At 68.4% G+C, this 24,770-nt stretch carries 29 protein-coding genes, 1 tRNA gene, 3 pseudogenes and 1 other annotated feature; of the genes and pseudogenes, 9 read left to right on the top strand and 24 right to left on the bottom strand.

The features are described 5' to 3' along the window. Complete coding sequence (locus L7N97_RS24185) at nucleotides 1-957, bottom strand: PDR/VanB family oxidoreductase (RefSeq protein WP_237480781.1); 957 nt, start codon at nucleotides 955-957, stop codon at nucleotides 1-3. Between the two features lie 5 nt (nucleotides 958-962). Continuing rightward, entirely contained in the window at nucleotides 963-1,508 is a 546-nt protein-coding gene (locus L7N97_RS24180) for a 2,4'-dihydroxyacetophenone dioxygenase family protein (RefSeq protein ID WP_237480780.1), read from the bottom strand. Between the two features lie 326 nt (nucleotides 1,509-1,834). On the opposite strand from L7N97_RS24180, the gene L7N97_RS24175 reads away from it, so the two are divergent. Then, a complete protein-coding gene (locus tag L7N97_RS24175) occupies nucleotides 1,835-2,476 on the top strand; it encodes a TetR/AcrR family transcriptional regulator (protein WP_237480779.1) in 642 nt (213 codons plus the stop codon). Nucleotides 2,477-2,601: 125 nt separating this feature from the next. Next, a protein-coding gene (locus L7N97_RS24170) for an IS5 family transposase (protein ID WP_237480778.1) occupies nucleotides 2,602-3,401 on the top strand; the annotation gives its coding sequence in 2 pieces (ribosomal slippage) (nucleotides 2,602-2,929 and nucleotides 2,929-3,401; 801 coding nt in all). Here L7N97_RS24170 and L7N97_RS29945 read toward each other — a convergent pair. The 3 genes from L7N97_RS29945 to L7N97_RS24155 form a co-directional block, all read right to left on the bottom strand. Continuing rightward, nucleotides 3,398-3,643, bottom strand: a complete 246-nt coding sequence (locus L7N97_RS29945; RefSeq protein ID WP_255722347.1) for a hypothetical protein — start codon at nucleotides 3,641-3,643, stop codon at nucleotides 3,398-3,400. The genes L7N97_RS24170 and L7N97_RS29945 overlap by 4 nt on opposite strands. A gap of 20 nt (nucleotides 3,644-3,663) precedes the next feature. Continuing rightward, nucleotides 3,664-4,844 (bottom strand): IS3 family transposase gene (locus tag L7N97_RS24160; protein ID WP_237480777.1). Its coding sequence is split into 2 segments (ribosomal slippage): nucleotides 3,664-4,583 and nucleotides 4,583-4,844, totalling 1,182 coding nucleotides; the frame shifts between segments, so codons are not numbered across the junction. 223 nt (nucleotides 4,845-5,067) lie between these two features. Beyond that, nucleotides 5,068-6,204 (bottom strand): iron-containing alcohol dehydrogenase, encoded by a 1,137-nt coding sequence (locus L7N97_RS24155; protein ID WP_237480776.1) that lies wholly within the window; start codon nucleotides 6,202-6,204, stop codon nucleotides 5,068-5,070. 205 nt (nucleotides 6,205-6,409) lie between these two features. Between L7N97_RS24155 and L7N97_RS24150 the strand changes: the two genes are divergently transcribed. After that, nucleotides 6,410-7,351 (top strand): LysR family transcriptional regulator, encoded by a 942-nt coding sequence (locus L7N97_RS24150; protein WP_237480775.1) that lies wholly within the window; start codon nucleotides 6,410-6,412, stop codon nucleotides 7,349-7,351. Nucleotides 7,352-8,069: 718 nt separating this feature from the next. Here L7N97_RS24150 and L7N97_RS24145 read toward each other — a convergent pair. The 19 genes and pseudogenes from L7N97_RS24145 to L7N97_RS24055 form a co-directional block, all read right to left on the bottom strand. Beyond that, a pseudogene (locus L7N97_RS24145) lies at nucleotides 8,070-9,269 on the bottom strand (IS701 family transposase); the annotation flags it as partial. Between the two features lie 395 nt (nucleotides 9,270-9,664). Further along, nucleotides 9,665-9,976 carry a hypothetical protein gene (locus L7N97_RS24140; RefSeq protein ID WP_237480773.1) on the bottom strand — a complete coding sequence of 104 codons (312 nt, stop codon included), beginning with the start codon at nucleotides 9,974-9,976 and terminating at the stop codon, nucleotides 9,665-9,667. 30 nt (nucleotides 9,977-10,006) lie between these two features. Continuing rightward, a complete protein-coding gene (locus tag L7N97_RS24135) occupies nucleotides 10,007-10,771 on the bottom strand; it encodes a hypothetical protein (RefSeq protein ID WP_237480772.1) in 765 nt (254 codons plus the stop codon). 4 nt (nucleotides 10,772-10,775) lie between these two features. Then, nucleotides 10,776-11,075, bottom strand: a complete 300-nt coding sequence (locus L7N97_RS24130) for a hypothetical protein (RefSeq protein WP_237480771.1) — start codon at nucleotides 11,073-11,075, stop codon at nucleotides 10,776-10,778. Beyond that, nucleotides 11,075-11,434, bottom strand: a complete 360-nt coding sequence (locus L7N97_RS24125) for a hypothetical protein (RefSeq protein ID WP_237480770.1) — start codon at nucleotides 11,432-11,434, stop codon at nucleotides 11,075-11,077. The genes L7N97_RS24130 and L7N97_RS24125 overlap by 1 nt, the downstream gene beginning before the upstream one ends. Next, the gene (locus tag L7N97_RS24120; RefSeq protein ID WP_237480769.1) at nucleotides 11,427-11,792 is read right to left on the bottom strand and encodes a DUF4326 domain-containing protein; all 366 of its coding nucleotides are present in this window, start codon (nucleotides 11,790-11,792) and stop codon (nucleotides 11,427-11,429) included. The genes L7N97_RS24125 and L7N97_RS24120 overlap by 8 nt, the downstream gene beginning before the upstream one ends. Beyond that, nucleotides 11,785-12,951, bottom strand: a complete 1,167-nt coding sequence (locus L7N97_RS24115) for a DUF5131 family protein (RefSeq protein ID WP_237480768.1) — start codon at nucleotides 12,949-12,951, stop codon at nucleotides 11,785-11,787. The genes L7N97_RS24120 and L7N97_RS24115 overlap by 8 nt, the downstream gene beginning before the upstream one ends. Then, the gene (locus L7N97_RS24110) at nucleotides 12,944-13,378 is read right to left on the bottom strand and encodes a hypothetical protein (RefSeq protein ID WP_237480767.1); all 435 of its coding nucleotides are present in this window, start codon (nucleotides 13,376-13,378) and stop codon (nucleotides 12,944-12,946) included. Before L7N97_RS24110 ends, L7N97_RS24115 begins: the two co-directional genes overlap by 8 nt. Then, nucleotides 13,375-13,551 (bottom strand): hypothetical protein, encoded by a 177-nt coding sequence (locus L7N97_RS24105; RefSeq protein WP_237480766.1) that lies wholly within the window; start codon nucleotides 13,549-13,551, stop codon nucleotides 13,375-13,377. The genes L7N97_RS24110 and L7N97_RS24105 overlap by 4 nt, the downstream gene beginning before the upstream one ends. Continuing rightward, complete coding sequence (locus L7N97_RS24100; RefSeq protein WP_237480765.1) at nucleotides 13,548-14,771, bottom strand: helicase HerA domain-containing protein; 1,224 nt, start codon at nucleotides 14,769-14,771, stop codon at nucleotides 13,548-13,550. The genes L7N97_RS24105 and L7N97_RS24100 overlap by 4 nt, the downstream gene beginning before the upstream one ends. After that, on the bottom strand, nucleotides 14,768-15,082 hold the full coding sequence (locus L7N97_RS24095; RefSeq protein WP_237480764.1) for a hypothetical protein: 315 nt from the start codon (nucleotides 15,080-15,082) through the stop codon (nucleotides 14,768-14,770). Before L7N97_RS24095 ends, L7N97_RS24100 begins: the two co-directional genes overlap by 4 nt. Next, on the bottom strand, nucleotides 15,079-15,552 hold the full coding sequence (locus L7N97_RS24090; protein WP_237480763.1) for a hypothetical protein: 474 nt from the start codon (nucleotides 15,550-15,552) through the stop codon (nucleotides 15,079-15,081). The genes L7N97_RS24095 and L7N97_RS24090 overlap by 4 nt, the downstream gene beginning before the upstream one ends. A gap of 10 nt (nucleotides 15,553-15,562) precedes the next feature. After that, entirely contained in the window at nucleotides 15,563-16,117 is a 555-nt protein-coding gene (locus tag L7N97_RS24085) for a helix-turn-helix domain-containing protein (protein ID WP_237480762.1), read from the bottom strand. Nucleotides 16,118-16,138: 21 nt separating this feature from the next. Next, a complete protein-coding gene (locus L7N97_RS24080) occupies nucleotides 16,139-16,390 on the bottom strand; it encodes a hypothetical protein (RefSeq protein WP_237480761.1) in 252 nt (83 codons plus the stop codon). A 586-nt stretch (nucleotides 16,391-16,976) separates the two neighbouring features. Further along, entirely contained in the window at nucleotides 16,977-17,399 is a 423-nt protein-coding gene (locus L7N97_RS24075; protein WP_237480760.1) for a helix-turn-helix domain-containing protein, read from the bottom strand. 25 nt (nucleotides 17,400-17,424) lie between these two features. Then, nucleotides 17,425-17,811 carry a DUF6197 family protein gene (locus L7N97_RS24070; protein WP_237480759.1) on the bottom strand — a complete coding sequence of 129 codons (387 nt, stop codon included), beginning with the start codon at nucleotides 17,809-17,811 and terminating at the stop codon, nucleotides 17,425-17,427. After that, nucleotides 17,808-18,167 (bottom strand): hypothetical protein, encoded by a 360-nt coding sequence (locus L7N97_RS24065; RefSeq protein WP_237480758.1) that lies wholly within the window; start codon nucleotides 18,165-18,167, stop codon nucleotides 17,808-17,810. Before L7N97_RS24065 ends, L7N97_RS24070 begins: the two co-directional genes overlap by 4 nt. After that, complete coding sequence (locus L7N97_RS24060; RefSeq protein WP_237480757.1) at nucleotides 18,164-18,367, bottom strand: hypothetical protein; 204 nt, start codon at nucleotides 18,365-18,367, stop codon at nucleotides 18,164-18,166. The genes L7N97_RS24065 and L7N97_RS24060 overlap by 4 nt, the downstream gene beginning before the upstream one ends. Beyond that, nucleotides 18,364-18,693 carry a hypothetical protein gene (locus L7N97_RS24055; RefSeq protein ID WP_237480756.1) on the bottom strand — a complete coding sequence of 110 codons (330 nt, stop codon included), beginning with the start codon at nucleotides 18,691-18,693 and terminating at the stop codon, nucleotides 18,364-18,366. The genes L7N97_RS24060 and L7N97_RS24055 overlap by 4 nt, the downstream gene beginning before the upstream one ends. A 62-nt stretch (nucleotides 18,694-18,755) precedes the next feature. On the opposite strand from L7N97_RS24055, the pseudogene L7N97_RS24050 reads away from it, so the two are divergent. The 6 genes and pseudogenes from L7N97_RS24050 (at nucleotide 18,756) to L7N97_RS24030 (ending at nucleotide 24,757) form a co-directional block, all read left to right on the top strand. Beyond that, a pseudogene (locus L7N97_RS24050) lies at nucleotides 18,756-19,999 on the top strand (IS3 family transposase). Continuing rightward, nucleotides 19,037-19,153 (top strand) — a sequence feature (AL1L pseudoknot). (Overlaps the previous pseudogene by 117 nt.) A gap of 286 nt (nucleotides 20,000-20,285) precedes the next feature. Further along, nucleotides 20,286-20,690: pseudogene (locus tag L7N97_RS29940) on the top strand (ISAs1 family transposase); the annotation flags it as partial. Beyond that, entirely contained in the window at nucleotides 20,573-21,199 is a 627-nt protein-coding gene (locus L7N97_RS30380; protein ID WP_309242874.1) for an ISAs1 family transposase, read from the top strand. The pseudogene L7N97_RS29940 and the gene L7N97_RS30380, both read left to right, overlap by 118 nt. 62 nt (nucleotides 21,200-21,261) lie before the next feature. Then, nucleotides 21,262-21,335: transfer RNA gene (locus L7N97_RS24040), tRNA-Gly, on the top strand. 115 nt (nucleotides 21,336-21,450) lie between these two features. Beyond that, nucleotides 21,451-23,481, top strand: a complete 2,031-nt coding sequence (locus L7N97_RS24035) for a site-specific integrase (protein WP_237480755.1) — start codon at nucleotides 21,451-21,453, stop codon at nucleotides 23,479-23,481. Between the two features lie 214 nt (nucleotides 23,482-23,695). Further along, entirely contained in the window at nucleotides 23,696-24,757 is a 1,062-nt protein-coding gene (locus L7N97_RS24030; RefSeq protein ID WP_237480754.1) for an AAA family ATPase, read from the top strand. The last annotated feature ends 13 nt before the right edge of the window (nucleotides 24,758-24,770 follow it).

Raw genomic sequence — 24,770 nt, 5'->3', positions numbered from 1 at the left:
TTAAAGGTCCAGCACCAAGCGCGATGACCGCGACCCGGAGCAGCACACCATCATAGTCTTGTTGGCCGCCTTTTCGGCTTGGCTCAGCACGGCGTCTCGGTGGTCCGGAACGCCGTCCAGAACGGTGGTCTCGCAGGTGCCGCAGACCCCTTCCATGCAGGAACACGGGACATCAATCCCAGCATCGAGCAAAACATCGAGAATACTACGGCCGGAGGGCACTGGCAGTTCTAGCCCTGAGCGGGCCAGTTGCAGCACGAAGCCGCCCACGGTTGCGGCCGCCTGGGACGGCGCGAAGGATTCGGTATGGACCCTATCTTGCGGCAGATGCGCGGTCGTGGCCACGAAGCTGTCCAGCATTGGACGAGGCCCGCAGCAGTAGAAGTGACTCCCCGCCGGTGACACGGCGACGAGTTGCGCAATATCGAGCAGCTGGCCGTCGGCCAAGTCGTCGAACCAGAAGTCGACCCGTTCGCCGAAGGCTTCCAGCAAGGGCACGAAGCCGGCCACGGACCGGCTGCGGCTGCAGTAGTGCATACGCCAGGGCCGATCGAGCGCGGCCAATCGGTGCGCCATGGCGATCAGTGGCGTAACCCCGATGCCGCCGGCGATTAGCACGCTGTGGGGCGCCGTTTCGTCGAGCCGAAAGGTGTTGCGAGGGCCCCGTAGGTCGATATCCATGCCAGGCATCAGCACGTCATGGACATATGTCGAGCCACCGCGGCTCGCCCGGTCCCGCGCCACGGCGACGAGATAACGGTGCCGTTCGTTGGGCGCGTTGAGAAGGGAATAGCTGCGCACGAGCCCGCCCGGCAGCACAAGGTCAACATGGGCGCCGGGCGTGAAGGGCGGCAACTCAACACCGTCGGCACGAAGATCGAGCACGCGGATATCGTCGGTCTCCGGCGAAGCGTCATGAACCTGGACGCGGAGCGTCCCTCCCTCTGCCGCTATCATCACGCTCACCGCACGAACTGGTCGACAAAGGCTTCGCCCAGGCCGACGTCCATGAAATGCTTGCGGCACATGTCGATTTTAGAGAAGACGTCTTCGTAGCCTACGCCCTTGCCCCAAGGATCGACGTAATACATAACGCCGTTCACCTGGAAGTAGGTGATCATTTCCTCGACGTCTTCAGGCACTATCAGAGTATGGGTTTCGCCCGGCGGCTCGAACACGTAGCTGCCTTCGGTCGCGACCCAGTCGTGTTCCAGGTAGCGCCAGCGCCCCTTGAGCACGAAGCCGTGCACCGGGCCGGGGTGGCGATGCCGGCTCAGGACGCCCGCCTTGCGGACCTTGAGAAGGTTCATCCAATAGCCCTGACTGACGTTCAGGCAGAGCGGGCGGAACCAAACGTTCTCGCCCTGGGGCACCCATAGTCGATCATCTTCGGGGATCGCGTTCGGCACCACAATCTCGGCCCTCGCCTCCTTCGGAAAGGGGAGCTGGTAGGGCATGGTGCGGATGTCGGCGCCGGGCTGCGGGGCGTTGCCAGTCTCGGCCGTCATGGCTTGTCCTCCGTCAATACGGGAGGCGCCGCTGGTCCCCGCGCTCAACTCCCGCATCATGTCGGCGGGTCGCGTCGCGCGAGGCGGTAATCCGGCGTTCCTTCCCTTGGACGCTGTCCCGGATGTTGCAAGGGATCAGCCGTCCTACTGACTGACATGTAAGTCAGGCGTCCGCGGATTGCAAGGTGTTTTCGGTTGCGGGTGCGCCGCACGGACGCCATGAAGAGAGCGCCGCGGCAGCCTATGCCGCCATATTCTCGTCCGGAGTCTCAAGAATGACCGCCGTAGGCTCAGCTGTTCCCTCAGATGTGGACGCTCAGGGGAGCATGCGCGACAGGATCAAGGATGTAGCGCGCGACCTGCTGATCAAGCATGGCTACCGCGGCCTGCGCTTTGCCGACATCGCTTCTAGTCTCGCCATCACGCGAGCCAACGTGCACTATTATTTTGGCGACAAGAGCAATCTGGCCGACGAGGTCATCGCCGAGTACACGGCCCAGTCGCTGCACGAGATCATCGACATCTGGCGCTCGGACGACGATTACGTCGGCAAGATCCTGCGCACGATCGAGCACAACCGCACGCGCTATCTTCGCTTCAACCAGGGCGGCGTTGAAGGAACACCCTGGAGCCTGATCTCGCGCATGCGGCTCGACGCGGCGCTCCTGAGCCCCAGCGCGCGGCAGCATCTGCGGCTGTTCTCGTCCGGCGTCGAAGCCTGCGTGCTGCGCAGCATCGAGACCGCGAAAGAAAGGGCGGAATTTGTCGACTCGGCGCCGGTGCGTGACATAGTAGTGCAATTCGTCAGCGTGATCGACAGCGCGGGACCGATCACACAGGATGCCGGGTCCTTCGCCCGGCTCGAGCATTTGTACTTGGCCTGCATGCGGATTGTCGTGCATGGTTACGGCAGCGAAACCGCCAAGCGCCGTCTCGGCACCATGCTGGAACGGCATCGGACCGAGTAGGGTCGAGGTGGGTCAACTCAGGCGAAACTGCCCGCTGCCTTCAAGCCAGCGCGGCTCTTCTGCGAGCGAAGGCGGTCGCCTTCTAAGAGCACCTAACAAAACCGGCGTGAGCGCGTTCAAGGGCGATGAGCGAGCCCTTGGTCACCGACGCGCTATGGTCTGCCATCGCGCCCCTGCTGCCACCGGAACTGCCCAGGCCGAAGGGTGGTCGACCGCGGTGTGACGACCGCAGCGCTCTGACCGGCATCGTCTTCGTGCTGCGCTCGGGCACGGCGTGGGAGTTGCTGCCGCGGCAGTTCGGCTGCTCGGGCATGACATGCTGGCGAAGGCTGCGCGACTGGCACGCGGCCGGTGTGTGGGCGCGGCTGCACCGGGTGTTGCTGGAGCAACTCAACGACACGGGCGCGCTGGACTGGAGCCGGGCTTCTCTCGACAGCGCGTCCGTGCCGGCCAAAAGGGGGGCGAGGAGACCGGCCCCAACCCGACCGACCGCGGCAAGCCGGGCACCAAACGCCACATCGTGGTCGACCGGGCCGGCACGCCGCTCGGCGTCACGCTGAGCGGGGCCAACCGCCACGACAGCCGCATGCTGGCGCCCACGCTCGACGCCGTGCCGGGCGTGCGCCACGGGCGAGGCCGGCCGAGACGGCGCCCGACCAAGCTCCACGCCGACAAGGCTTACGACAACCGCCGCTGCCGGGCCGAGTGCCGCGCCCGCTCGGTCAAGCCCCGCATCGCGCGCCGCGGCGTCGAGCGCAGCGACAGTCTCGGCCGCCACCGCTGGGTCGTCGAGCGCACCCTGGCCTGGCTGAACCGCTTTCGCCGTCTCACGGTCCGTTACGAGCGGCGCGCCGACATCCACCTCGCCTTCGTCACGCTCGGATGCGCCCTGATCTGCCTCAACCAGATCAAGCGGTTTTGTTAGGTGCTCTTAGCCGCGAAGGCGCGCGGCACGTTGATCGTGCCGAAGGCGTGGATGAAGAGATAGAGGTCCTTGCCCCAGACTTGCGCGGCGCGGAAGGCGTCGCGGTGCATGTATTCGCCCGCGATCGGCAGGGAGCGGAGGTCCCGCAGGATGTGCCGGCGGATGGACTGGAGCTCGGCCGGGTCGTTCGAGCCAACATAGAAGACCGCCTCCGCATCCGCCTTGGAGTGATCGGCCCCCAGTGGGTGGTCCGGTGTAAATGTTAGTGCACCGTCGGCCGTGGCGCCACGTGTAGCCTGGCCGGCGGAGCAGGTCGGGTCAGCGCAGCCGGCCAGGCGGCGTGAGTGGGCACCACCACTTCCGGGGCCGGCGGTCTGTAGCCGAGCGAGGCGTGCGGGCGTACAGTGTTGTAGTGCCGCCGCCAGCTCTCGATGATGATCTCGGCCTCCCGGAGGGAGTAGAAGATCTCGCCGTCGAGCAGCTCATCACGGAGCCGAGCGTTGAAGCTTTCGACAGAGCCGTTTTCCCAAGGTGAACCGGGCATGATGTATGCGGTCTTTGCGCCGACGGCCTTGATCCACCTCTGCACGGCCACAGCGATGAACTCCGGGCCGTTGTCGGAGCGAATGTGCTCCGGCACGCCGCGCATGATGAACAGATCGGACAGCACGTCGATGACGTCAGCCGCTTTCAGCTTGCGGCTGACCCGGATCGACAGGCACTCATGGGTATACTCGTCGACGACGTTCAGCATGCGGAACTTGCGGCCGTCATGCGTGCGGTCCTCGACGAAGTCGTAGGCCCACACGTGATTGCGACGCTCCGGCCGCAGGCGGATACACGAGCCGTCGTTCAGCCACAGACGAGAGCGCTTGGGCTGGCGTGCCGGCACCTTCAGACCCTCCTGACGCCAGATCCGTTCCACGCGTTTGTCGTTGACGATCCACCCGGCTCCGCGGAGCAGGGCCGAGATCTTGCGATAGCCGTAGCGGCCGTACTGGCGCGCCAGCTCTACAAGGTCAGCCGTCAGGGCCTCTTCGTCGTCTCGGCCCCGCGGCACCTTCCTCTGTGTCGACCGGTGCTGGCCGAGCGCGCGGCAGGCCCGGCGCTCGGAGATAAGCAGAACAGCACGGACATGATCGACACACTGGCGACGGCGCGCGGGGCTCAGAAGTTTCCCCGTGCAGCCTCCTGCAGGATCAGCTTGTCGAGCGTGAGATCAGCGATGGCCTTGCGCAGCCGGCCGTTCTCGGTCTCGAGCTCCTTCATCCGCTTGACCTGGTCCGACTTCAGGCCGCCATACTCCTGTCGCCAGCGATAGTACGTCACCTCCGTCACTGCGATGCTGCGGACCGCGTCCGCAACGCTGGACCCCTGCGATACCAGCACGTCCACCTGACGCAGCTTGGTGATGATCTCCTCGGGTGTGTGCCGTTTCGCCATCTCGTCCGTCCTCCGGGGCTCGGAAGCCATACCTCAGGGCGGACCACTTCAGTGGGGGCGGATCATAGGCCCGCCAGCATCGCGGCGCGAAGAATGTTAGATCCTGTCATAATGGTTCTCCTCCTGTTGAAATCTCGCCTCGAGAACAATGCAGGCATTTGCGGCAGGGCTCCTCCGCCCGCCGTCGCCCGGTCCGCGCCGTGACGGCGCCCTCGTTACCCCTTCAGAACGCCGCGTCCAGCATGGCGTGATAGTCCTTCGCCGTTGCCTCGCGTGGGTTGGTGAGGTGGCTGTGGTCCCGCAGCGCGCCCGAGACGATCGGCTCGAACATCGCCCGCGTCACGCCGACCTCGGACAGGCGCGCGGGCAGGCCGATGGCGCGCGTCGCCGCCTCCACCGCCTCGCTGATGTCCGCCGAACGGTCCAGCCCCATCGTGTCGGCGAGGCGGGCGTACTTGTCCTGCGCGACGACGCTTTCGGCTTGGCTGTTGAAGGACAGGACCGACGGCATAAAGATCGCGTTCAAGGTGCCGTGGTGCAGCTTCGGGTTGAGCCCGCCCAGCGAATGGCTGAGGCTGTGGACGCAGCCAAGCCCCTTCTGGAACGCCATGGCGCCCATGGTGGCGGCGATCGCCATGTCGGCACGTGCCTGCCGGTCGCCCGGCTCCGCGACGGCCTGGGGAAGGCTCTTCCAGCCGAGGCGCAGCCCCTCCAGCGCGATACCATCGGCGGGCGGGTTGAAGGAGGGCGCGATGAAGGTCTCGATGCAGTGCGAGATCGCGTCCATGCCCGTCGCGGCCGTCAGATGTGGCGGCAAGCTCAGCGTCAACTCGGGATCCACAATGGCGGCCTTCGGCACCAGGAAGGGCGAGAGCAGGCCCACCTTTCGCCCGTCGTCGAGGATGATGATGGCGGCGCGGCCGACCTCGCTGCCGGTGCCCGCCGTCGTCGGCACGGCCAGCGTCGGATAGGTCCGCGCGGTGATCTTCGCGAGTCCGCCTTCGATAGCGGCGAAGGTTTTGAGCGGCCCGTCATGGGCCGCCATCACGGCCACAGCCTTAGCGAGATCGAGCGCCGAACCGCCGCCGACCGCGACGATGCCGTCGGCTCCGGCTTCCCTGAAGCGCTGCGTCGCGGCCTTGGCCGCGGCCTCGGTGGGGTTGCCGGGCGTCTCGTCGTAGACCGCGGCGAAGCCAGACGGCAGCAGTGCCTCGACCCGCTCGATCACGCCGAGGGCGAGCACGCCCTTGTCGGTCACGACCATCGGTCGCGCGATGCCCGCGAGGCGAAGCTCGTCGGCGAGAACGCGGATTTCTCCGTAACCGAACTGCACACGCGTGACGTAGTTGATGAGACCCATTCGCTCCCCCCGAGCATTCGCAGCGCCCTGCATCCGTCCGGACACATGGGATCGCCCCACCTATTCGATTCCAGGATCGGTCGTCGCGAAAACCGGGCCAGGTTCTTATGCCGACATCCTGGACAGTCGCGGCAAACTATCGGGCGCGGAGACGCTGTAAATCCGCTATTGGGCGATACAGGTATAACGCGAGGGAAGACCTGGAATGAGCGCACGGTGGCCGACGGCCGCGTTTTCCCGCCTGTCGCTGCGTCAGATTATGCTGATCGCCGCGATCGACGGCACGGGCTCGCTGAAGCGAGCCTCGCAGAAGATCGGCATGAGCCAGCCCCGCGCCACGAAGGCGCTGCGCGAGGTAGAGGAGCTGACGTCACGAACCCTCTTCACGCGCACCAATCGCGGGCTTCTGCCGACGGTCGCGGGCGACTGCATGATCCGGCACGCCACCACCCTTTTAGCGCAGCTCTCCTCGCTCGAAGAGGAAATTCAGGGGCTTTCGGAAGTCGAGTGGAGCCAGTTGCGGATCGGCACCATCATGGGCGCCGTCCCTTACGTCACGGAGACGATCAGCGCCTATCTGCGCCGCTTTCCCCGCACCCGGATCGAGATCGTCGAGGACACGAGCGTGGAGCTTCTGCGCCTGCTCGACAGGGGTCTGCTCGACCTCGTCATCGGCCGCAGCTCGGTGACCGCGACGCCGCAACACTATAACGTGAAAGCATTCCACGACGAGACGCTGTCGGTCGTCGCGAACCAGGCCCATCCGCTCGTGCGGCGAAAGCGCGTCTCGCTGCAGGACCTCACCGATTCGCGCTGGATCGTCTACACGGCGGCCATGCCGATGCGCGTCCTGCTCGAACGGGAGTTCGAACATGCCGGACTCGGCTTCCCCGTCGCGCTTCTGGAGACGCGCTCGGCGCTGACCACGATATCGCTGATCCAGGCCGACCCGAACACGGTCGCGCTCCTCTCCAGCGACGTGGCCGGCTTCTTCGTCAACTTCGGAATGGCGCGCGTTTTGCCGATGCATCTTTCGTCGAAAAGCGAGCCCTATGAGGTTATTACGCGACGAGGATTGGGGTTATCGGACACAATCAAACGCTTCCTCGTTCAACTGTCTATGGGCGTAGCCGACATGGACGAGTGAATGTGCTTTCGCCCAAATGAGATTTTATGACCTCTATCGTCGATTCTACTCGTCTGAGAACAGGCCAACGCTTGCTATGCGCCCCTTATTGTAGCGTATTCCCGTTACATCGCCTTAATTCAACCGTAGTCAGTTCCAGGGAATTCGATAAAATACTATTGTCTCTAATAATAATTGTGCATAATGCGCAATATCATGCAATAAATATCACATTGTATGTGAGGCTATAATATAACTGCTTGTCGAAATTCGATTATTATAGATCAATTGATGATTGGTAGCCCAATTCTTCTTAATAAAAAAGTAATAATCTGAGGGAGCTGCCGTATATGTCGGTTACTTGGTACTCGCGACTTCAGAAATCATTTGGTCGAGCGTCCTCAACATGGATAGAAGCATATTAGTGTCTGCTTCAAGCGGCAACGATCTCAAAAGCAGATGAGGTGGATAGCTCCTGATCTCTGCATCTGAGTGCCACGATGGGTCTCCCGTCAGGCGAACTCAAGTCTATTGAGCTAGGCAGAACCTCGGGTTTAGGCATGCGACACGATCTAGCACTACAGTTGCATCTTTTGCAGGTGAGCTCTCCGGGCCCGCGCTTGGTGAGCGCGCCTCCAGCACGACCAGGCGATGATGTGAGCCGGAGCGACCCGCCGGGCTCGCAGCCGCATCGCCAGGCGACGGATCTCCTGCACGGACCAGCAGATCAGGTCAGCAGACGCTGCCGTAGGAGTTTTTTTGGGTGTTCGGCCAGATTGGCCCGGTGGCGAACAGTCGCCATCATGGCGAGCGCCAACATGCTGAGCGACACGTGGCGGTGCCAGCCGTGCCAGGACCGCGTTTCATTGTGGTCGAGGCCGAACTCGTTCTTCCCCGTCTCGAAGTCGTCCTCGACAGACCAGCGATGGCCCTCCACCGTCACCAACGTTTCGATGCTCGTTCCTTGCGGACACCATGTGGTGAAGTAGGCCAGGGCGCCGTCGGCGATGGCGCGGCGGATCAGCAGGCCGCGCGTCCAGGGCGAGGCCGGCGTCACTCCGAACTCGGCCCCGTCGAGGTCCGCGAGTTCGAAGTAGGCCCAGTCGTGCAGCCTCGGCCCCTTGGTGCCCTCGCCCGCGGACAGGCGCCGCCAGTCGACCTCGTCGATCTCCGCAGCGATGTCCTCGGCACGGCCATCGACGGAGGGAAGCTTGCCCCAGGAGTGGAACTCGCTGTTGGCGTTCACGCCCAGCACGTAGCCCTTTCCGGCCCGGCGCAGCGCCATCTCCAGCGCGCCCACGCCGTACACGCTGTCGGCCGCCACCCACCGAAACGGCACGCCAGCCGCGATGGCGCGCGCCACCATGGCCTGCGCGATCTGCGGCTTCGTCGCGAACGCGGTCTCGGGCGGCACGTGCGCCTTGGCCAGTCGATCCTTGTCCGTCGTCCAGCTCTTCGGCAGGTACAGGGCACGGTCGATGAAGGCGTGGCCGTGGCGCGAAACATAGTCGGCGAAGACGCCGATCTGGCAGTTGGTGATCTTGCCTGCTGAGCCTGTATACTGCCGTCCGACGCCACACGACGCTTTGCCCTGCTTGAGAAAGCCAGTCTCATCGATCACCAGCACGGCATCGTCATCGGCCAAGTGCTCCACCACATAGTCGCGCACGACATCGCGCAGGGCGTCCGCCTCCCATCGGCCTCGCCCCAGGATGGCCTGCTGGCGCCAGGGGCCCGGATCGCCCGCCGCCTCCGCGCGCGACCAGCCGGTCTTGCGTTGCTCTCCGCCCAGCAGGCCATCCAGGAACTGGCCAGCCGACAATGCCACCCGCTCCTGCGTGAACAGCGGGCGGATCCGCCCCTTCACGTCCCGCAACGACGATGCCCAGAGCTCAAGCGTCGTCTCGATCGATGCCGCCAACCCGTGCCGCCTCCTCACGACGGATCAGGTAAGAGGCCAGGACAAAACCGCAACTGTAGTGCTAGCCTGGCGCTGCATAAACATAATGTCCGCTTCGGCACACGTCACGCCCGGAAGCGGACTGACAGGTTTCCACCCACTTTTGCCGTTCGCGGCCCCGTCGGTGCGGGCGGGCAGGCGTCGCCCGTGAAGCGATTTTCTGGTCGGAAAACTGGTAAGAATCCTGGTCAGAACCGGCGGTGTATCGGAGCCAAGCTCCTCTGGGGAATGAGCTTCGGAGCCGATTCCCTTCACCCGCTCCAACAATCTGAGAGACTCAGCGCGCTCCGCGCCGCTCCATTCGGAAAAACGGGCTGCTGAATTCGGAAAACGGTTCACCCGCTGTTCCCTTTCCGACGTCCTCGCACGCGCGCCTAGTCGGTCTGCTGCACCTGCTCCAGGTCGACTGGATTGTAGGTCTTGAAGAGGAAGGCCGAGCGGTCGATCGAGTTGCCAAACTTCTGCGAGACGGCCTTCGAGTCGGCGCCGCCGCGGAACGCTTCCGTCGTGGCGGAGCGGCGCATGTCGCGCAGCTGGCGATGGTCCTCCGGATCCACCATGGCCCGCACGTCGGCGAAGTCGTGCGACAGGACCGTGTCGCGGTAGGGCTGCTTGCGGCGGGTGCGGAAGAGCAGGGCCTCGCCCATCATCTCGATGCCGAGCTCGCGCAGGTAGGTCCGGACCATGGCGTCGCCCAGGCGCGACAGCGTGCCGGATCACCGGCGCGCCGGTCTTGCCGCGGCCGTCCGCCGAACGGTCGATGATGAGGCGGCCGTTGACCGGGTCGGTGCCGAGGTGCCGCGCCAGAGCAGTGCGGGCGTCGCCCGGCTGAAAGCCGGTGTCCCAGCAGACGATGATGATGCAGGCCAGTCCGCGATACCCCGCCGCCACGCTGTTTTCGCGAGGTGGAGCGCGCTGGCGAACTCGTGGCGGACGTTGCGAGGCTTCGGCGCCGTGTTGGTGACCTTCTTCGAAGGGTCGGTCAGCTGCGTGTAGCGCAGCGCCTGCAGCACGCCCCAGAGGGCGCGCCACACCTTCATGGCCTTGTGGGCCGCGTCGACGCCGAACTCGCCGGCGACGGTCGCGCGCCATGCGATGCTGTCGGGTCGCACGTCGCCGAATACCGGCTCGATGCGCTTCTCCCAGGCCGGCCACCAGATCTTCGTCCGGTTCGACAGCGCGAGCGCTCCCCACTCCTCCGTGCGGATCCACTCCTGCCAAGCGGCGCCGATCGAGCCGCGCGGGTAGCGTCGGCCGAGGCTGACGGCCTCCTTCGACGCGCGGCCCGACGCTGCCGGCTCCGGCGCGGGCGCGCGCCCGTCCCGGGTCGCCATCCTGTCCTCGTAGAGGCGCCACGCCTCACGCCGGGCCCGCTCGTCGTCGGGGCCGAGGGAGCGCGGTCGGAAGCCCTCCGCCACCATGCGGCCGCGCGGCTCGAAGAACCGCTTGCCGCCGCGCACGCTCGTGTAGGGGATCCTCACGGTCCTACCGCTGCCTGCCTGTCCCACGGATGCGTCCCAGCCTCGACGAGAAGTCGCCGGCGTCAGCATCACGCGCTTCCACAACCTTGGCGAGTCCCGACCGCCGATCCATCCAGTCCTCGATCGCCTTGACGTCGAAGTGGCCGGTGTCTGGATCGGGCACCGGGAAGCCACGTTCGCGCAGGCGCGGCAGCACGTCCTCGAAGCTGGGCAGGGTGAGGCCGAGCAGGCGCGCAGCCTTCACGGGCGGCACGTCGCGCGGATCGACGCGGAAGCGGACGGCCGTCGTCTGCGGGGCTCCCATCAGCCGATCCCTCCGGCGGCCTCGGTCGCGCGGCGTTTGCAGATGCGCCACAGGCGGGCGTTGCGGTTCTCCGCCGACACGAGGCGGTGCACGGCATGCAAGCGCGCCGCCTCCAGCGGGTGCATGCCGTCCGGCCGGAAGACCTGCGCCTCCGGGCAGGCGAGGAAGCGCAGGCGCGCCGCCTCGTCCTCGGCCGCGAGCCTGCGGACAGTCGCCTTGGCCCGCCGGCGAGCGGCCTTCAGCGCCGTCGGCACGGCGCGCCAGTGCGCGGCACAGATGATCTCCCAGCCGGCTGGGGTGCGATCGGCCGGCACCGTGCGGCGGCAGAACGGGACGATGCAGGGGAGGCGGTCAGGCATGGGCCGCCTCTCTAGCGAGCGCCGCCCACCGCGCGATGTCCAGCAGCACGTCGCCGTGGCACGGCCCGTCGAGGGGGCACCAACAGGCGATATTGTGCCCGGCAAGCTCCGCCCTCACCTCCTCACAGGTGAAGCGCAGGCGGCCCGCGCGCAGGTCCTCTTGGAACGCGTCGACGGCCGCGCCCCGCGCCCAGTTGGCAGGGCCGATGTCGGCCGGGCAGGACTGCCACCGGTGCGGGTTGCCCCAACGCGACGGCCGCGCCACGACGATCGCCGGAAGGCCGTTCGTGGCGCGGCTGAGTGCCTGCAGGCCGAACCCGCGGGCGCGAGACAGGCGAATGCGGACCGGCTCAGCCATGGCCGACTTCCGGCATGGCGTCGTGCTCGACGCCGTCGAGGAGACGGCCGGCTGCGGCTTTGCCCACCCGGAACATGAGCATGCCGCCGTGGCCGTCGACGACGCGGTAGGCGTCGAAGCCGGTCGCCCCGCCGTACCCCAGGGCGAGGTCTGGCACCCTGCAGGTGCGGCCGTGGAACTCGTCGAGGGTGCCCTGGCTCTCCCCTTCCCGCGCGATCCGGTTGGAGCGATAGAGCGTGTCGCTCTCGGCTTCCGTCATGGTGCAGATCGGCTTCCAGGCCCCCCACTGCTTGAACAGGAACGGCACGCCCGCGGCTGCGCATTGGTCGCGCAGGGTCCGAGCCCAATCGGGGTGCATCGGCCGCGCGTCCGGTCCGCTCTCGCCGCCGACGACGACCCAGTCAAGGCCTGGGTGAGGACGGAGCGGAACACCGAACTCGTGCCAGCCGGGACACTCGTCGTTCATATCGAGGTGTCCGCCGCAGTCCGGACAATGGTAATTCGGATCGCGGAAGTACGTGGACAGGTCGATCGACCCGAGCAGCGGCTCGGCCGACACGAACCGCACCGCCGCAGGCGTGTCGAGCAGGTCGGGCACGCGCTCATCCGCCCGGCGCTGGTCCTCGGCTGAGATGCCGAGCCAGACGTTGGGGAGGACGCTCGGAAGTATGGTCCAGTCGACGTGGTCGGAGAAGCACGCCGGCCCGGTGGGGTGGTCCACGCGGACGTCGCCGGTCGCGAGCCGTTCGAACCATCGCGAGGCGTAGTCCCGCATCCGTGCGCTGCGTTTTGTCAGCACCTGAAACGTGTGCCGTGAGCAAAGCGCCATCACGGCGAACACGCGGTCGATCCAGGCGTCCGACACCCAATCGCCGAACAGGTCCGTGATCGAGCAAACGAAGATCCGACGCGACCGTCGCCAGCGGAGCGGGGCGAGCAGCATGGCCTCGTCGAGGAAGTGCTCGACGTCGCCGCGGTGGCCCGGCTTGAAAGGCAAGCCGGTACCGAGGCGTAGCTCGTTGAATGTCTCGCTGTAGCAGTTCGAGCAGCCCGGCGACGCGTGCTCGCAGTGCCAGCCGACCTCGCCCGTAACGCGGTGCCGGGCGCGGATCGGCGTCCAGGTCGCATCGGTCCACTCGATGGTACTGGTCTCAGCCATTCCGGGCCTCATGTGGTCCAGCGCTTCGGAGGCCCCGGGCCGAGCGGCCCGGCTCCGGGTCGCCCATCAGCGCCGGTGCGAGGTCGACGCCGGCGGGGGATCGGTCGACCGGCCGGCCGACCGCCGGATGGGCGTCGAGCAGGCGCAGCAACCGGGCGAGCTCGGCGGCGAGGCGCGGTTGCCAGCCCTCGCCCGACATCACCGCGGCGACGCGCAGCGCCGCATCGGCGCCGGCGACGCCGCACAGCACGAGCGCGGCGTCCGGGCCGACCGCGGGGTGAACCTGAAGCACGGCCTCGACCGCGTGGGCGCGCAGCCGCAGCGAGCCGGCCAGCCCCGCCCCGCCGCGGAGCTCCGGGCCGAGCAGCGCCGCGGTCGCCGCCATGGCGGCCGACACGGCGCGCGGCGTGAGGGCGGGCCGGCTCACGGCCGCACCGCCCGGACCGCGGCGCCGGCCTCGACGAGGCGCGCCGCGCAGGCGATCAGCCGCGGCAGGCGGGCCGCCAGGAGCGCGCCGACCGGCCCGCCCGTGAAGGGGTGGCGGCCGGTGCGCGCCATGTCGCGCGGCTGGCCCAGGAGGTGGCGGGTGCCCTCGGTCATATCGCCTCCACGGTTGGGCCGTCCGCGCCCTGCCCGCGGCGGACGAGGCCGTAGCCGTCGAGCAGCGACAGGGCGACCTCGACCGCGGCGGCGCCGAGGCCGAGCTGGCGGGCGAGGCCGGAGACGAGGCGCGGCAGAGGCCGGATGCGCCACAGCTCGTCGTAGGCGAGCGCGGCCGCGGCGGCCCCCGGCTCGCGCATGAAGCGGCGCACAGCCGTGGCCTCCGCAGGCAGGCAGCCGCTGCGGAGCGCGGCGAGGCGCGACGCTGTGGCGGAGGCGAGGTCCTCGACGTCGAGCATCGCGGCGCCGTCGCCGCCCCGCGGGGGCGGCAGGCTGAGGCGGGGCGTCGAGCCGCGGTGGCGCGTCACCACCGGGCCGACGTGCACCACCACGGGCGAACGGCTGAAGGCCGTGCCGACGGCGATGAAGGAGCCGGGCCGCAGGTGGGGCAGATGGCCCTCCGCCTTGTCCCGGGTCCAGCCGATCGCCTGGGCAGCGCGGGCGATGTCGAGCTCCAGCGCGTTGCGTCCGATCAGCACGTTGCCGGCCTCGGACGCGACCGACTTCGCGAGGTTCACCAACCGCTGCGTCGCCAGCACGCCGCAGAGGCCACGCTTGCGGCCGCGGCCCATCAGGTCGGCGACGGCCTCGAGCGAGGCGCGCCGCTCCTGGCGGGACGCGCCGGCGCCGCCGGCCTGGGGCGCGAAGAGGTGGGCCTCGTCGACCGTAACGAGGCAGGGGTGCCAGTGGTCGGGCCCGGCCAGCACCAGCGCGCGCAGCACGGCCGCCACCGCCGCCATCTGCGGCCCGCGCTCCAGCTGGCTGAGGTCGACCCACAGCGACAGCTGCAGCACGCGCGCCTGGCCGGCGGCCTCGGCCAGGGCCTCGGGGTCGAGCCGGGCCGCGTCGAGGTGGACGTGGCCGTAGCGCTCGGCCAGCGAACCGAACTCCCCTTCCGGGTCCAGCACCACTTGCTGGATCGCGAGGGCCGTGGTCTCCAGCAGGCGGCGGAGCAGCCAGGACTTCCCTGCGCCCGACATGCCCTGGATGAGCAGGCGCCCGTCGAGCAGCGCCCCGAGGGTGAGCTCGATCGCGTCGCCGGTGTCGCCGCGGCCGACCTTGACAGGCGCGGGCCGGACCGCTACCTCGCCGTCCAGGGCAGCGGCGTCGAGGTCGGCCGGCGCGGTGCGGTGTGCGCGGGCCAGGGCGCGGGTCGTCATGGCGCGTTCCTCCGGATGTCCCAGAGACCGCTCTGGTCGAGCCGCTCGACGCCCCAGCGGCGGTATAGCGCCGCGAGGTCGTCCCTCGTCTCGGCCGCTTCGGCCCGCGCCGCGGCCCGGAGGCGGGAGCGCTTCGCGACCTCGGGATCGCGGGCCGGCGGCTTGTGCCCGCTCCTGGCCCGCGACGAGCGCACGCCGTTCAGCTGCTGCCAGACCGCGACCTTGCTGCGGCCCACGGCCTCGCCGATCTCGCTGAGCGACAGGCCGGCGGCGGCGAGCCGGCGCGTGCGGGGCAGCCAGTAGGCGCTCATGCGGCGCGGCCCCTCAAGCGGCCGGTCGGCTGGCCCACCCCGAAGCCCTGCGCGGAGCGTTGCCCGAGGGCGGGCGGCGCGGGCTGGCGCCTGCCCTTCGCCTGCTCGCGATGGATCTCGCAGTAGCTGTTGGGGACCTCGACGCCGGTGTGCCCGACGACGACGGGCCTCTCGACCACCGCGGCGCAGAAGCGGAAATCCTCTTCCCCGACGTCGCCGATCGGCCACCGGCAGCAGTTGCGCTTCAGGCGGTCGACCTCTCGTGCGGCGCCCGTGAACACGGCCGCGCCGACCGGCTCGCGCGGTGCGACGGACGGCGGGAGGGGCGACGGCTCGGGGCAGTCGCGGCGGTGATAGATGCCGAGCACCTGGTTCTTCGACAGGCCGTGCCGGCGCGCGATGTCGCCCCGCTTCTCGCCGCGGGCGCAGGCGGCGATCACCGCGGCCCTGATCTCCTCCGAGAAGGCCATGCCGGCCCCCTCAGTTCAGCGCCGCGCCGGCGCGGGGCGCGGCGTCGGCGAGCGGGACGGAGCCGGGCTCGGCGGCCGCGACGGTGAGCAGCGCGGGCGCGCCGTGGCGAAGCATGGCGGGGTACAGCGCGCGCGGCAGCGGAAGCGGCGCCCGCAGCGAAGCCGTGTCGACGAGCGCGACGACGTCGATCGACAGGATCGGCTCGCCCGCCTCCCCCGCCTCGGCGTCGACCGTGAACAGCACGCGCACGGTCAGTCCCTCGCCGGCGAAGCTCGGCAGAAGGGCTTCCAGCGGCAGCAGCTCGCAGTGCTTGCGCCGCTGCGCCACCGTGTTCTCGGGGTCGAAGAACCACGCGACATCGCATCCGAGGAAGCGCGCCGCCGCCGCGAGCCGGCCGGCGGTGATGCGGTCCCGCCCGCTCTCGTACTTCGAGAGCTGCTGGTGGGTGACGCCGAGTTCGGCGGCGAGGTCCTCCTGCGACAGGTGGAGATCCTCGCGGCGAGCGCGGAGCGCGGCGCCGACGGTGCGGTCGGCCGCGCGGGCGAAGTCGTCCGGGTCTGACATGGCGGTCTCCTGACGGGCGGGTCAGCCGCGGTCGGCGGTGCGGCGGCGGACCGGGACCTCGGCGCCGGAGGCGACGGCCGTCTCGTCGCCGGTCACCTTCGCGGTGCCGCGCTCGCGCCAGCAGAAGGCGAGCAGCAGGAGTGCGACGATCAGGAAGGGCGCCCAAGTGAAGAAGCTGAACAGCCGCTCGTCGGTCAGCACGGGGCCGAGCACCGCGGCGTGGGCCGGGAGGCAGAGCAGGCAGTAGCCGGCCGTCCAGGCCAGGATCAGCATGGCGAAGGCCGACCCGTCGGCCGCGTGGTCGAGCAGCGCGGCGCATCCGGGCGCGGGCCCGCGCGGTCGCGGGGCGGACGAGGTCGGCGCGCCCGGCGTCGAGCGGCGCGAAGCCGAGGCCGATCAGCCCCGTCTCGACCGCGAGGGCATCGTCGAGGTCGAGCCCGTCGAAGCGGGCCGCGCGCACGAGCGCCGCGGCCATCAGCGCGACCAGGTCGTCGTCGGACGGCTGCGGCCGCGGCACGGGGGCGGCCGTCGGCATGGCGCGGGCGTCGGCCAGCAGGGCGCGGCGCTGGTGGCGCACGATGTCGGCGGCCCGGTGCGCGTCCTGCGGCGCGACGTCGACGAAGCCGGCGCGGTGGAAGGCCGAGCGACGCGCGTGCGGATCGCGCAGGGCCGCGACGTTGCGGAGTGGGCGCGTGAGGGCGCGGAGGTGCAGTTCGTGGTCGAGGTTGAGCATGGGGACGTGCTCCTGGCGGGAGGGAGCGCTGGCGGGGAGGGGCGCTCGTCGCGGGCCCTCGGGGGAGGCGATCGGCCGGGAGGAGCGTCGCGAAGGGGGCCCGGCGCGCGGCCGGGCCGGGCGGGGTCAGGCGGCGTGTGGCAGGGCGGCGTCGGCGTGCTCGGCCGGCCCAGCAGGCTCTTCGGCGGCCGTGCGCGGCAGAAGGGCGACGAGGTCCATCACGCGGCGGCGCGCGTCGGGCGTCAGGCCCTCGATCTGCTCCGCGACCGACAGGTGACGGCGGATCGTCGCCGGGGACATCGGCACGACTTTGGTGTCGACCTGCACGCCCTCGAAGAACTCGCCTGGCTCCCGCCCGAGCGCCGCGGCGATCCGGGCCAGCACCTGGGCCGACACGCGGTCCCGGCCCAGCTCGTACTTCTGGACCTGCTGGAACGAGCAGCCGATCGTCTCGCCCAGGGCGCCCTGGCTGAGCTTGGCGACGGTGCGCGCCTCGCGAATGCGGGCGCCCATGGCGCGGTCGAAGTCGTGGTCCTTCATAATGCTCATGGTCCTGATCTCCCGGTGATGGGCGTCACGGGCCGCCGCGGGCGGCGAGGCCGATGGCGGCGTCGAGGAGGGCGAGGACCTCGTCCTCAGTGCGGGCGGGCTCGGCATCCCAGGCCGAGAGGAAGGGCTTGGCGCCGGCCGCCACGAGGCACGCGATCGCGTGCTGCCGCCCGTCCTCGGGCCCGGCGAGCCGGACCAGGGCGGCCAGCACGCCGAAGCGCACCGCCTGGGGGCGCCGGCACGGCAGGCGCTGCCCGGCCGCGTCGACGGCGCGGAAGGACTCGGCCGGCAGCCACATGCCCGGCCGGCCGAGGATCTGCCGGACGGCGTGAAGCTGCGCCGCGGCCGAGACCGGCACCGGCCCGGCTGGAGCCGCCGCGGCGGGCGGGGTGCGGCGCGCGGGAGCGCTCACGGCGCGACTCCGGCGAGCGCGCGGTCGAGCAGCTCGGACAGGCGGCGCCACGCCGTCAGGTGATCGTCCTCCGACTGCGCGTGGGTCAGGGCGCGCTCGAAGAGGTCGGCCGCGGCCCGCAGGGCCCGCACGGGCCGCGCGTCCGGGTGGCGGGCCGCGTCCACCGCGAGGTCGATCGCGATGTGGCGGCCGTCCGCGACGGCGTTGAGGCTCACCGTGAGCCATGTCAGCCGCAGGTGGCGCTCGCCGCCGATGAAGTCGCTCAGCGGCACCACGCGCTTAAAGGCGGCGTCGCAGAGCGCGAGGCCGAGCGTCTGCGCCATGGAGGCGCCGAGGCGGGACGCGGGGGCCGTCACAGCCCCGCCCCCCGGCGCGCGGCGTCGAGCGCCACGAGGCTGAAGGCGCCGACCACGGCGAGGCCGACGAGCACGGTCGCCTCAACGACGTCGTCGTGGCGATAGCTGAAGCCCGACCAGCCGATCGCCGAGACCGACAGGCCCGCGAGCGCGAGCTCGACGAAGCCGACCGCGGGCGTGAGGAGCGCCGCGAGGCTCACCGGCGCGGCTCCCGAAACGAAGTGGCGCGGCGGCCGCGGTCCTCGATCATGCGGATCGCGGCCCGGCGCGCCTCGACCGCGTCGTCGAGATCGGCCGGGACCTCGATCGTCCAGTGGGTCACCAGCAGGAAGCCGACGGCGTCGCGCATCGAGGCCAGGGAGACCTCGCCGGCCATGACGCTGGCCGCGCGCGCGCCCGCGAAAGCGGTGGCCTGCTCGTTCGAGCATGCGGCCGGCGGTGACGAGGGCGAGACCGCTTCCGCCGCGACATCCACGGGCCAGGGTTCGAAGGCCGAGCTGTCGGCCCAGACCGACAGGATAGTCACGCCGCCCACGACTGAACCGCGCCGGGTTTCCCGGAGGCTCCTGATCTTGCGAGAGTGGAGCCATGACGAAGCGCACACCCCCATTTTCCCCCGAGGTCCGCGAGCGTGCGGTCCGGATGGTGCAGGAGCACCAGGGCGAGCATAGCTCGCGGCACGCGGCCATCCGGTCGATCGCGTCCAAGATTGGCTGTTCGGGGGAAACCCTGCGCAACTGGATCGAGGAAACCGAGAACAGCAAAGGTGCGAGGCTCGGCCCTGCATCGGACGAACGCGAGCGCATCAAAGCGCTGGAGCGCGAAGTCCGCGAGCTGCGTCAGGCGAACGAGATCCTGCGCAAAGCGAGCGCCTATTTTGCCATGGCGGAGCTCGACCGCCGCTCACGGACATGAAAGCCTTCATCGACGAGCACCGGGATGCTCACGGGGCCCTGCCGATCTGCAAGGTGCTGCCGATCGCCCCGTCCACATATTACGCCCATGCGGCGCGGCAGGCCGATCCCACCAAGCGGTCGGCCCGTGCCCGGAGCGATGGGGCGCTGATGGTCGAGATCCGCCGTGTGTTCGAGGAGAACTTCGGTGTTTACGGCGTTCGGAAGATCTGGCGGCAGCTCGGCCGCGAGGGGATCCCTGTCGCCCGCTGCACGGTGGCGCGCCTGATGCGCGTCTTGGGGCTGCAAGGGGTCGTGCGGGGAAGAAAGGCCCGCACCACAGTGCCGGATCCCTCGGCGGCTTGCCCGCTCGATCCTTCGACGAGCTCAGGATGAGGGGTGAACCGGCAGTTCAAGGCACCTCGTCCCAACGTGTTGTGGGTGTCCGACTTCACGTATGTGGCGACCTGGTCCGGGTTCGTCTATGTGGCTTTTGTCATCGACGTGTTCGCCCGCCGCATTGTTGGCTGGCGAGCTTCGCGCTCAGCCCAGACCAGCTTCGTGCTGGATGCGCTGGAGCAGGCCCTGCACGAGCGCCGACCTGTCGGCGGGCTCATCCACCACTCTGATCGAGGAGTACAGTACGTCAGTATCAAATACACAGAACGACTTGCCGAAGCCGGCATCGAACCGTCGGTCGGCAGCATAGGAGACAGTTACGACAACGCCCTCGCTGAAACCATCAACGGCCTGTTCAAGGCCGAGGTGATCCACCGGCGGGGGCCATGGCGGTCGTTCGAGGCCGTCGAATACGCCACGCTTGAGTGGATCGACTGGTACAATCACCGCCGGCTGCTCGAGCCGATCGGCAACGTCCCGCCGGCCGAAGCCGAAGCAGCCTTCTACGCCGCGCTTGAGGCCACCCCGATGGCGGCGTAACGTCCAAGCCAACCAGCCTCCGAGAAACCCGGCGCGGTTCAACATGTGGGCCGGAGATCCTGTGGGACCGGCTGTGCCGCATCCCTGACCGACGCGGCCGCAAGGGGCGCCAGTATGCCCTGCCGTCGATTCTGATGCTGGCGCTTCCGGCCTCGCTGTCGGGGGCCGACGACGTGATGGCGACGTTTCGTGGGGCCGGCGCCTGCCGCCCGAGGCGCTGTTTCTTCTGGGGCTGGAGCGGGCCCCGTGTCACGCAGCCTACCATGACGTCTTCAAAGCTCTGGACGTGGTTGCGGTCGAGCAGGTGCTGGGCGCCTGGGTGAACGAGCACGGGCCGGGCGGTCACCTGGCGCTCGACGGCAAGCGCCTGCGCGGCTCGGCGCCCGGCGGCCACGACGGACGCGAGGGCGTCCACCTCGTGTCGGCCTTCGCCAGCCGCCTCAAGGACATGGTGGGCCAGTTGCGGGTGCCGCCGGACGGCAACGAGATCACCGCGGCCCTGGCCCTGCTCAAGGGGCTGCCCCTCGCCGGCACGGTGGTGGCCGGCGACGCCGCCTTCTGCCAGCGGGCGATCTGCCAGACAATCCGCGACCGCGACGGCGCCTACCTGTTCGCCGTCAAAGCCGACCAGCCGGAGCTGATGGCCGACATCGCCACGGCCTTCGGCGACGCTTTTCGCCCCCGGAGCTCACCCGCGCGCTCCGGCGGGCGCCGACGCCGCCTGAGCCGGCTTCGCCGCCGGACCTGCGCACGGCCGGCACGGTCGAGAAAGGCCACGGCCGCATCGAGATCCGCAGGCTGTCGGCCAGCCACAAACGCGTCGCACACCTGGGCTGGCCCGGAGCCCGGCAGGTGTGCCGCATCGAACGCACCCGCGAGATCGGCGGGCGCGTCAGCCGCGAGGTCGCCGACGCGGTGACGAGCCTGACGCCCGAACAGGCCGGGCCAGACCGGCTGCTCGGGCTGTGGCGTGACCATTGGCTGATCGAGAACCGTCTGCACTGGCGGCGCGACGTGGTGGCCCGCGAAGACCACAGCCGCCTGCGCTCCCGCTCCGCCCCCCAGGCAGTGGCGGCCGTCCGCAACACTACGCTGTTCATGCTCCGCGGACAGAAAGGGGCCTTGCGCTCACGACGGGCCGCAAAAGCCGAAGACCGGCTTCAAACCATCAAAGCTGCCAGCAATGGCTTCTTTGAATGACCCTGCTCGGCTGCGGGGTAGGGCTTGCCGGCGCGGCGCAACTCGGCTATAACGAATTGGACGCGGGTGTAGTTCAATGGTAGAACGGCAGCTTCCCAAGCTGCATACGAGGGTTCGATTCCCTTCACCCGCTCCATTTTTGCGCCAGAGCGCTGATTTCCCTACGGTCCCCTCACGTTCTCGCCGCAGACCGCCGATTCCGGGCGGAAACCGGTAAGAATCCTGGTAAGAATCCAGCGTGAGGCGCCCCCATGCCGCGGTCGAGCACCACCGGTCTGCCCTTCCTGGTCCGTCGGACCGACACGGGCAAGTTCTGCTATCACCGCGACGTGCCGGCTGCCGTCGCCGCCTTCATCACGGGCGAGGTGGTGCTGCCCTGGAAGGAGGGCATCCACAAGCTCGAGGGCCGGCCGACCGTGAAGGTGTCGCTCGCGACGGGCGACGAGGCCACGGCTCGGGTGCGCTGGAACCGCGTTCACGAACAGGTCGAGGCGCTGGTCCAGATGGGACAGGTGCTGGCCGCGGAGAAGGAACAGCGAGGCCGTGAGCGCAACACGGTGCAGCGGTTGCCCGTCGGCGCGGTCGGCACGATCGCGGCGCAGGCCAGGCACGATCTCCTGGCGGAACACGATCAGTGCTGGATCGACCCGACCTTCACCTCGCCCCTGACGGGCGTCGTCGTGCGACTGATGATGAACGCTAGCCGCACCGCCTCTCTCGACCCGGTCGATGACGCCCGCCGCTTCGCCGACGATCTCAGGTTGCGCGATGCCAAGGCAGCCCTCGTCTCCCGCCGGTCCGGCACGCTCGATGGGGAGATCAAGGAGGGCGAGGTCACCGACCCGCATCTCATCGCCGCCATCAGCGACTTGGCGGCGGGGCGCGTCGTGCGGCTCACGCCTGAGCAGAACGCGGCCCTCACCGCCGCCTGCACCACGTCGACCATCCCCAGCGAACTAGATCTCCGCCTGGCGGAGAACGGCCTCGATCTGCCGCAGGGCCACACCGACCGCCGCGCCCTGGCGCTGGCGCTGCTCAGGACCACCGTCAACGGGGTCGAGGCCGTGAAGGCGAGGGACGCCGGCGCCGCCATCGACACGCCGGAGCGTCCGCCTGTGATGGCGCCCGTTCCGAGGCCCGAGACGGCTGCTGCCCCGATGCCGCTCCTGTCCGCGATGCGCGAACGCTGGATCAAAGAGGAGAGGCCGCTCGGCAAGCAGCAGGACGACAACGCTCTCTACACGGGGTACTTCATCGGCAAGTTCGGCGACCTGCCGGTCGACCAGATCACCAAACCGGTCTTAAAGGATTTCATGGACCTGCTGGAACGCTGCCCCCGCAACGTGCCCCATGCCATTCGCCGGGCGTCGCTCGCGGAGCGGATCGCGTGGGGCGAGAAGCCGGCCAACTTGAAGCAGCCCAGGCTCGCCCGACGCACGGTCAACGCCAAGGGATTGGGGTCGATCTCGGCCGCGCTGACGATGGCCGAGAAGCTCGGCCACATCGCCGTCAACCCCTGCAGCAAGATGGGCCTGAAGATCACCGAGGCGGACGTGATCAAGCGCGAGCCGTACGGCCTGGAGGACCTCCGGCGCATCTTCTCGACGTCGGTCTACGTGGCCCCGATCGACATCCCGATCAGCGGCTGCGGGTCTGCGGCGCACTGGCTGCCGCTCTTGGCGCTGTTCACCGGAGCGCGGCTGGAGGAACTCGGGCAACTGCTGGTCGGTGACGTCAAGCAGGTCGACAGCTTGTGGTGCATCCATATAACCGACCTCCCAGACGAGGACGACGCGGCGGACCGAAAGGCTTGGTGGGGCGAGAAGGAACCGGAAAAGGCAGTGAAGACGGCGGCTGCACGGCGTTACGTGCCGGTCCACGCCGAACTGGTGCGGTGCGGCTTTCTGGACTTCGTGGCGCGGCGCAGGCGCGACGGCTTCAAGCGCCTGTTTCCCGAGCTGAAGGCCTACCGCGGCCGAATTACGAAGGCTTGGAGCACGTTCTGGGCGCGGCACACGGACGAGCACGTGACCAAGTCGCCCCGGAAGACGTTCCACAGCTTTCGACACCTGTTCGTGGCGCGGCTGCGCGCAGCGGGCGTGGACCGGGACATTATCAAGGCGCTTGTCGGACACGCCAACAAGGACGTAACGGCCGGCTACGGCGTGGTCGACGGCACTCTGTTTCCCGTCGCAGTCTTGCACGAGGCGCTCCAGAAGGTGCGCGTGGACGGCCTTGAGCTATCGCACCTACATCGGCCGGAACTGATCAAGGCTGCTTGACAGGAGTTGTCCATGCACTTGGCGATCCGGCCTTCTGTGAGGTCAGCATCGCGCCAAAAGCCGGCTTTGGCGCCTTGCCCGAAAGCAGGCTTTCTTTCGGCGCGTTAAATGAGGCGCTGGGGTCAGGCTGTCAGCTGTTCGCCCCACATTAAGCGCTGGAGCGGCCCTTCCAACCGCCCGTTCTCTCGCGCTAAGGTTAGCTCGGAGAACCGGCGTGCACATCAAGCGAATCCAGATCGAAGAAGGCTTCCTCAGTGGGCTTGACTTACGCCTGCCGTCAGGGCTGGTCGCTGTTATCGGTGCGCGTGGAACGGGTAAGACATCGCTGATCGAGGCCATTCGCTTCGGCCTCGGTGCTCGCAACCACACGTCCGAGGCCACGACCGAGTCAACGGAGCACGCCAAAAACACGCTGGATGGTGGCGAGATCACCATCACGATCGACGATATCTTCGATGACATCGTCGTTTCCCGAAGCGCAGAGGACAACGAGCCTAGAGCGACCGAGGCTTTCCAGCCACCGATCATCTTCTCTCAGAAGGAGATTGAGACCATCGGCCTGAGTGAGATAGGTCGGCTGAGCCTGCTGGATGGCTTCGTTCGGGATCGAGCCAAGCTTCGCGCTGAAGAGGCGGAGATAGCCAACGCTATTAGGTCTCTTTACCGCGAGATCGCCAACCTTGAAAGCGAGATCGCCCGAACCTCGACTAGGTTGGCGGAGCTACCTAGCCTTCGTGCTCAGATCCTGAGTTTGGAAACACGGGCGGCGGATATCAGCGCAACATCGGCCGTCACTGCGGAAAAGTCAGCTCGCCTCGATACTTTTGCATCGAAAATAACGGCTATTGCAGTTAGGGTCGATACCCTTGAGCGCTTTGAAGTACGCCTAAGGGAATGGGCCGATGCGCTCGATGAACACATGGAAGAGGACTTCGGACCTGAGCCATGGGAAGGCGAAGCAGCCATTGATCCCCTAGGGCCATTCCGAGCTGGCTACGATGAGGCTATCGGTCACGTCAAATTCGCCAGTTCAGAATTTAAGGCCTTGATGAGTCAAGTTGAGACTGCATGCTTGGTTGCTGCGGGGGAACGGCAAAAAGTGGAAGGCGAAGCGCGCTTGCTTCGCGGAGAAGTAGAAAAGCTGGTGGAAGGTGCCGGCGCAATTACTCGACAGCTCGCGGCCTCCCGTAGTGGGATCGCCCAACTCGAGGCGATTGAGAAGGTTATTGTTGATCGACGTAGCCGGCTGGCCTCCTTGCGCCATCGCCGCGATTAACTGCTGAATTCTC

Origin of the sequence: Lichenibacterium dinghuense, from assembly GCF_021730615.1 — a bacterium.
In the GTDB taxonomy this organism is placed as follows: domain Bacteria; phylum Pseudomonadota; class Alphaproteobacteria; order Rhizobiales; family Beijerinckiaceae; genus Lichenihabitans; species Lichenihabitans dinghuensis.
Note: the sequence above shows the minus strand (reverse complement) of the source record. Positions and strands in the feature narration are given on the sequence as shown.

Coding starts and splice junctions, on each gene's coding strand:
- L7N97_RS24185 (WP_237480781.1), bottom strand. CDS start 957: ATGATAGCGGCAGAGGGAGGGACGCTCCGCGTCCAGGTTCATGACGCT.
- L7N97_RS24180 (WP_237480780.1), bottom strand. CDS start 1,508: ATGACGGCCGAGACTGGCAACGCCCCGCAGCCCGGCGCCGACATCCGC.
- L7N97_RS24175 (WP_237480779.1), top strand. CDS start 1,835: ATGCGCGACAGGATCAAGGATGTAGCGCGCGACCTGCTGATCAAGCAT.
- L7N97_RS24155 (WP_237480776.1), bottom strand. CDS start 6,204: ATGGGTCTCATCAACTACGTCACGCGTGTGCAGTTCGGTTACGGAGAA.
- L7N97_RS24150 (WP_237480775.1), top strand. CDS start 6,410: ATGAGCGCACGGTGGCCGACGGCCGCGTTTTCCCGCCTGTCGCTGCGT.
- L7N97_RS24140 (WP_237480773.1), bottom strand. CDS start 9,976: ATGGTCCGGACCTACCTGCGCGAGCTCGGCATCGAGATGATGGGCGAG.
- L7N97_RS24130 (WP_237480771.1), bottom strand. CDS start 11,075: ATGGGAGCCCCGCAGACGACGGCCGTCCGCTTCCGCGTCGATCCGCGC.
- L7N97_RS24125 (WP_237480770.1), bottom strand. CDS start 11,434: ATGCCTGACCGCCTCCCCTGCATCGTCCCGTTCTGCCGCCGCACGGTG.
- L7N97_RS24120 (WP_237480769.1), bottom strand. CDS start 11,792: ATGGCTGAGCCGGTCCGCATTCGCCTGTCTCGCGCCCGCGGGTTCGGC.
- L7N97_RS24115 (WP_237480768.1), bottom strand. CDS start 12,951: ATGGCTGAGACCAGTACCATCGAGTGGACCGATGCGACCTGGACGCCG.
- L7N97_RS24105 (WP_237480766.1), bottom strand. CDS start 13,551: ATGACCGAGGGCACCCGCCACCTCCTGGGCCAGCCGCGCGACATGGCG.
- L7N97_RS24100 (WP_237480765.1), bottom strand. CDS start 14,771: ATGACGACCCGCGCCCTGGCCCGCGCACACCGCACCGCGCCGGCCGAC.
- L7N97_RS24095 (WP_237480764.1), bottom strand. CDS start 15,082: ATGAGCGCCTACTGGCTGCCCCGCACGCGCCGGCTCGCCGCCGCCGGC.
- L7N97_RS24090 (WP_237480763.1), bottom strand. CDS start 15,552: ATGGCCTTCTCGGAGGAGATCAGGGCCGCGGTGATCGCCGCCTGCGCC.
- L7N97_RS24085 (WP_237480762.1), bottom strand. CDS start 16,117: ATGTCAGACCCGGACGACTTCGCCCGCGCGGCCGACCGCACCGTCGGC.
- L7N97_RS24080 (WP_237480761.1), bottom strand. CDS start 16,390: ATGCTGATCCTGGCCTGGACGGCCGGCTACTGCCTGCTCTGCCTCCCG.
- L7N97_RS24075 (WP_237480760.1), bottom strand. CDS start 17,399: ATGAGCATTATGAAGGACCACGACTTCGACCGCGCCATGGGCGCCCGC.
- L7N97_RS24035 (WP_237480755.1), top strand. CDS start 21,451: ATGCCGCGGTCGAGCACCACCGGTCTGCCCTTCCTGGTCCGTCGGACC.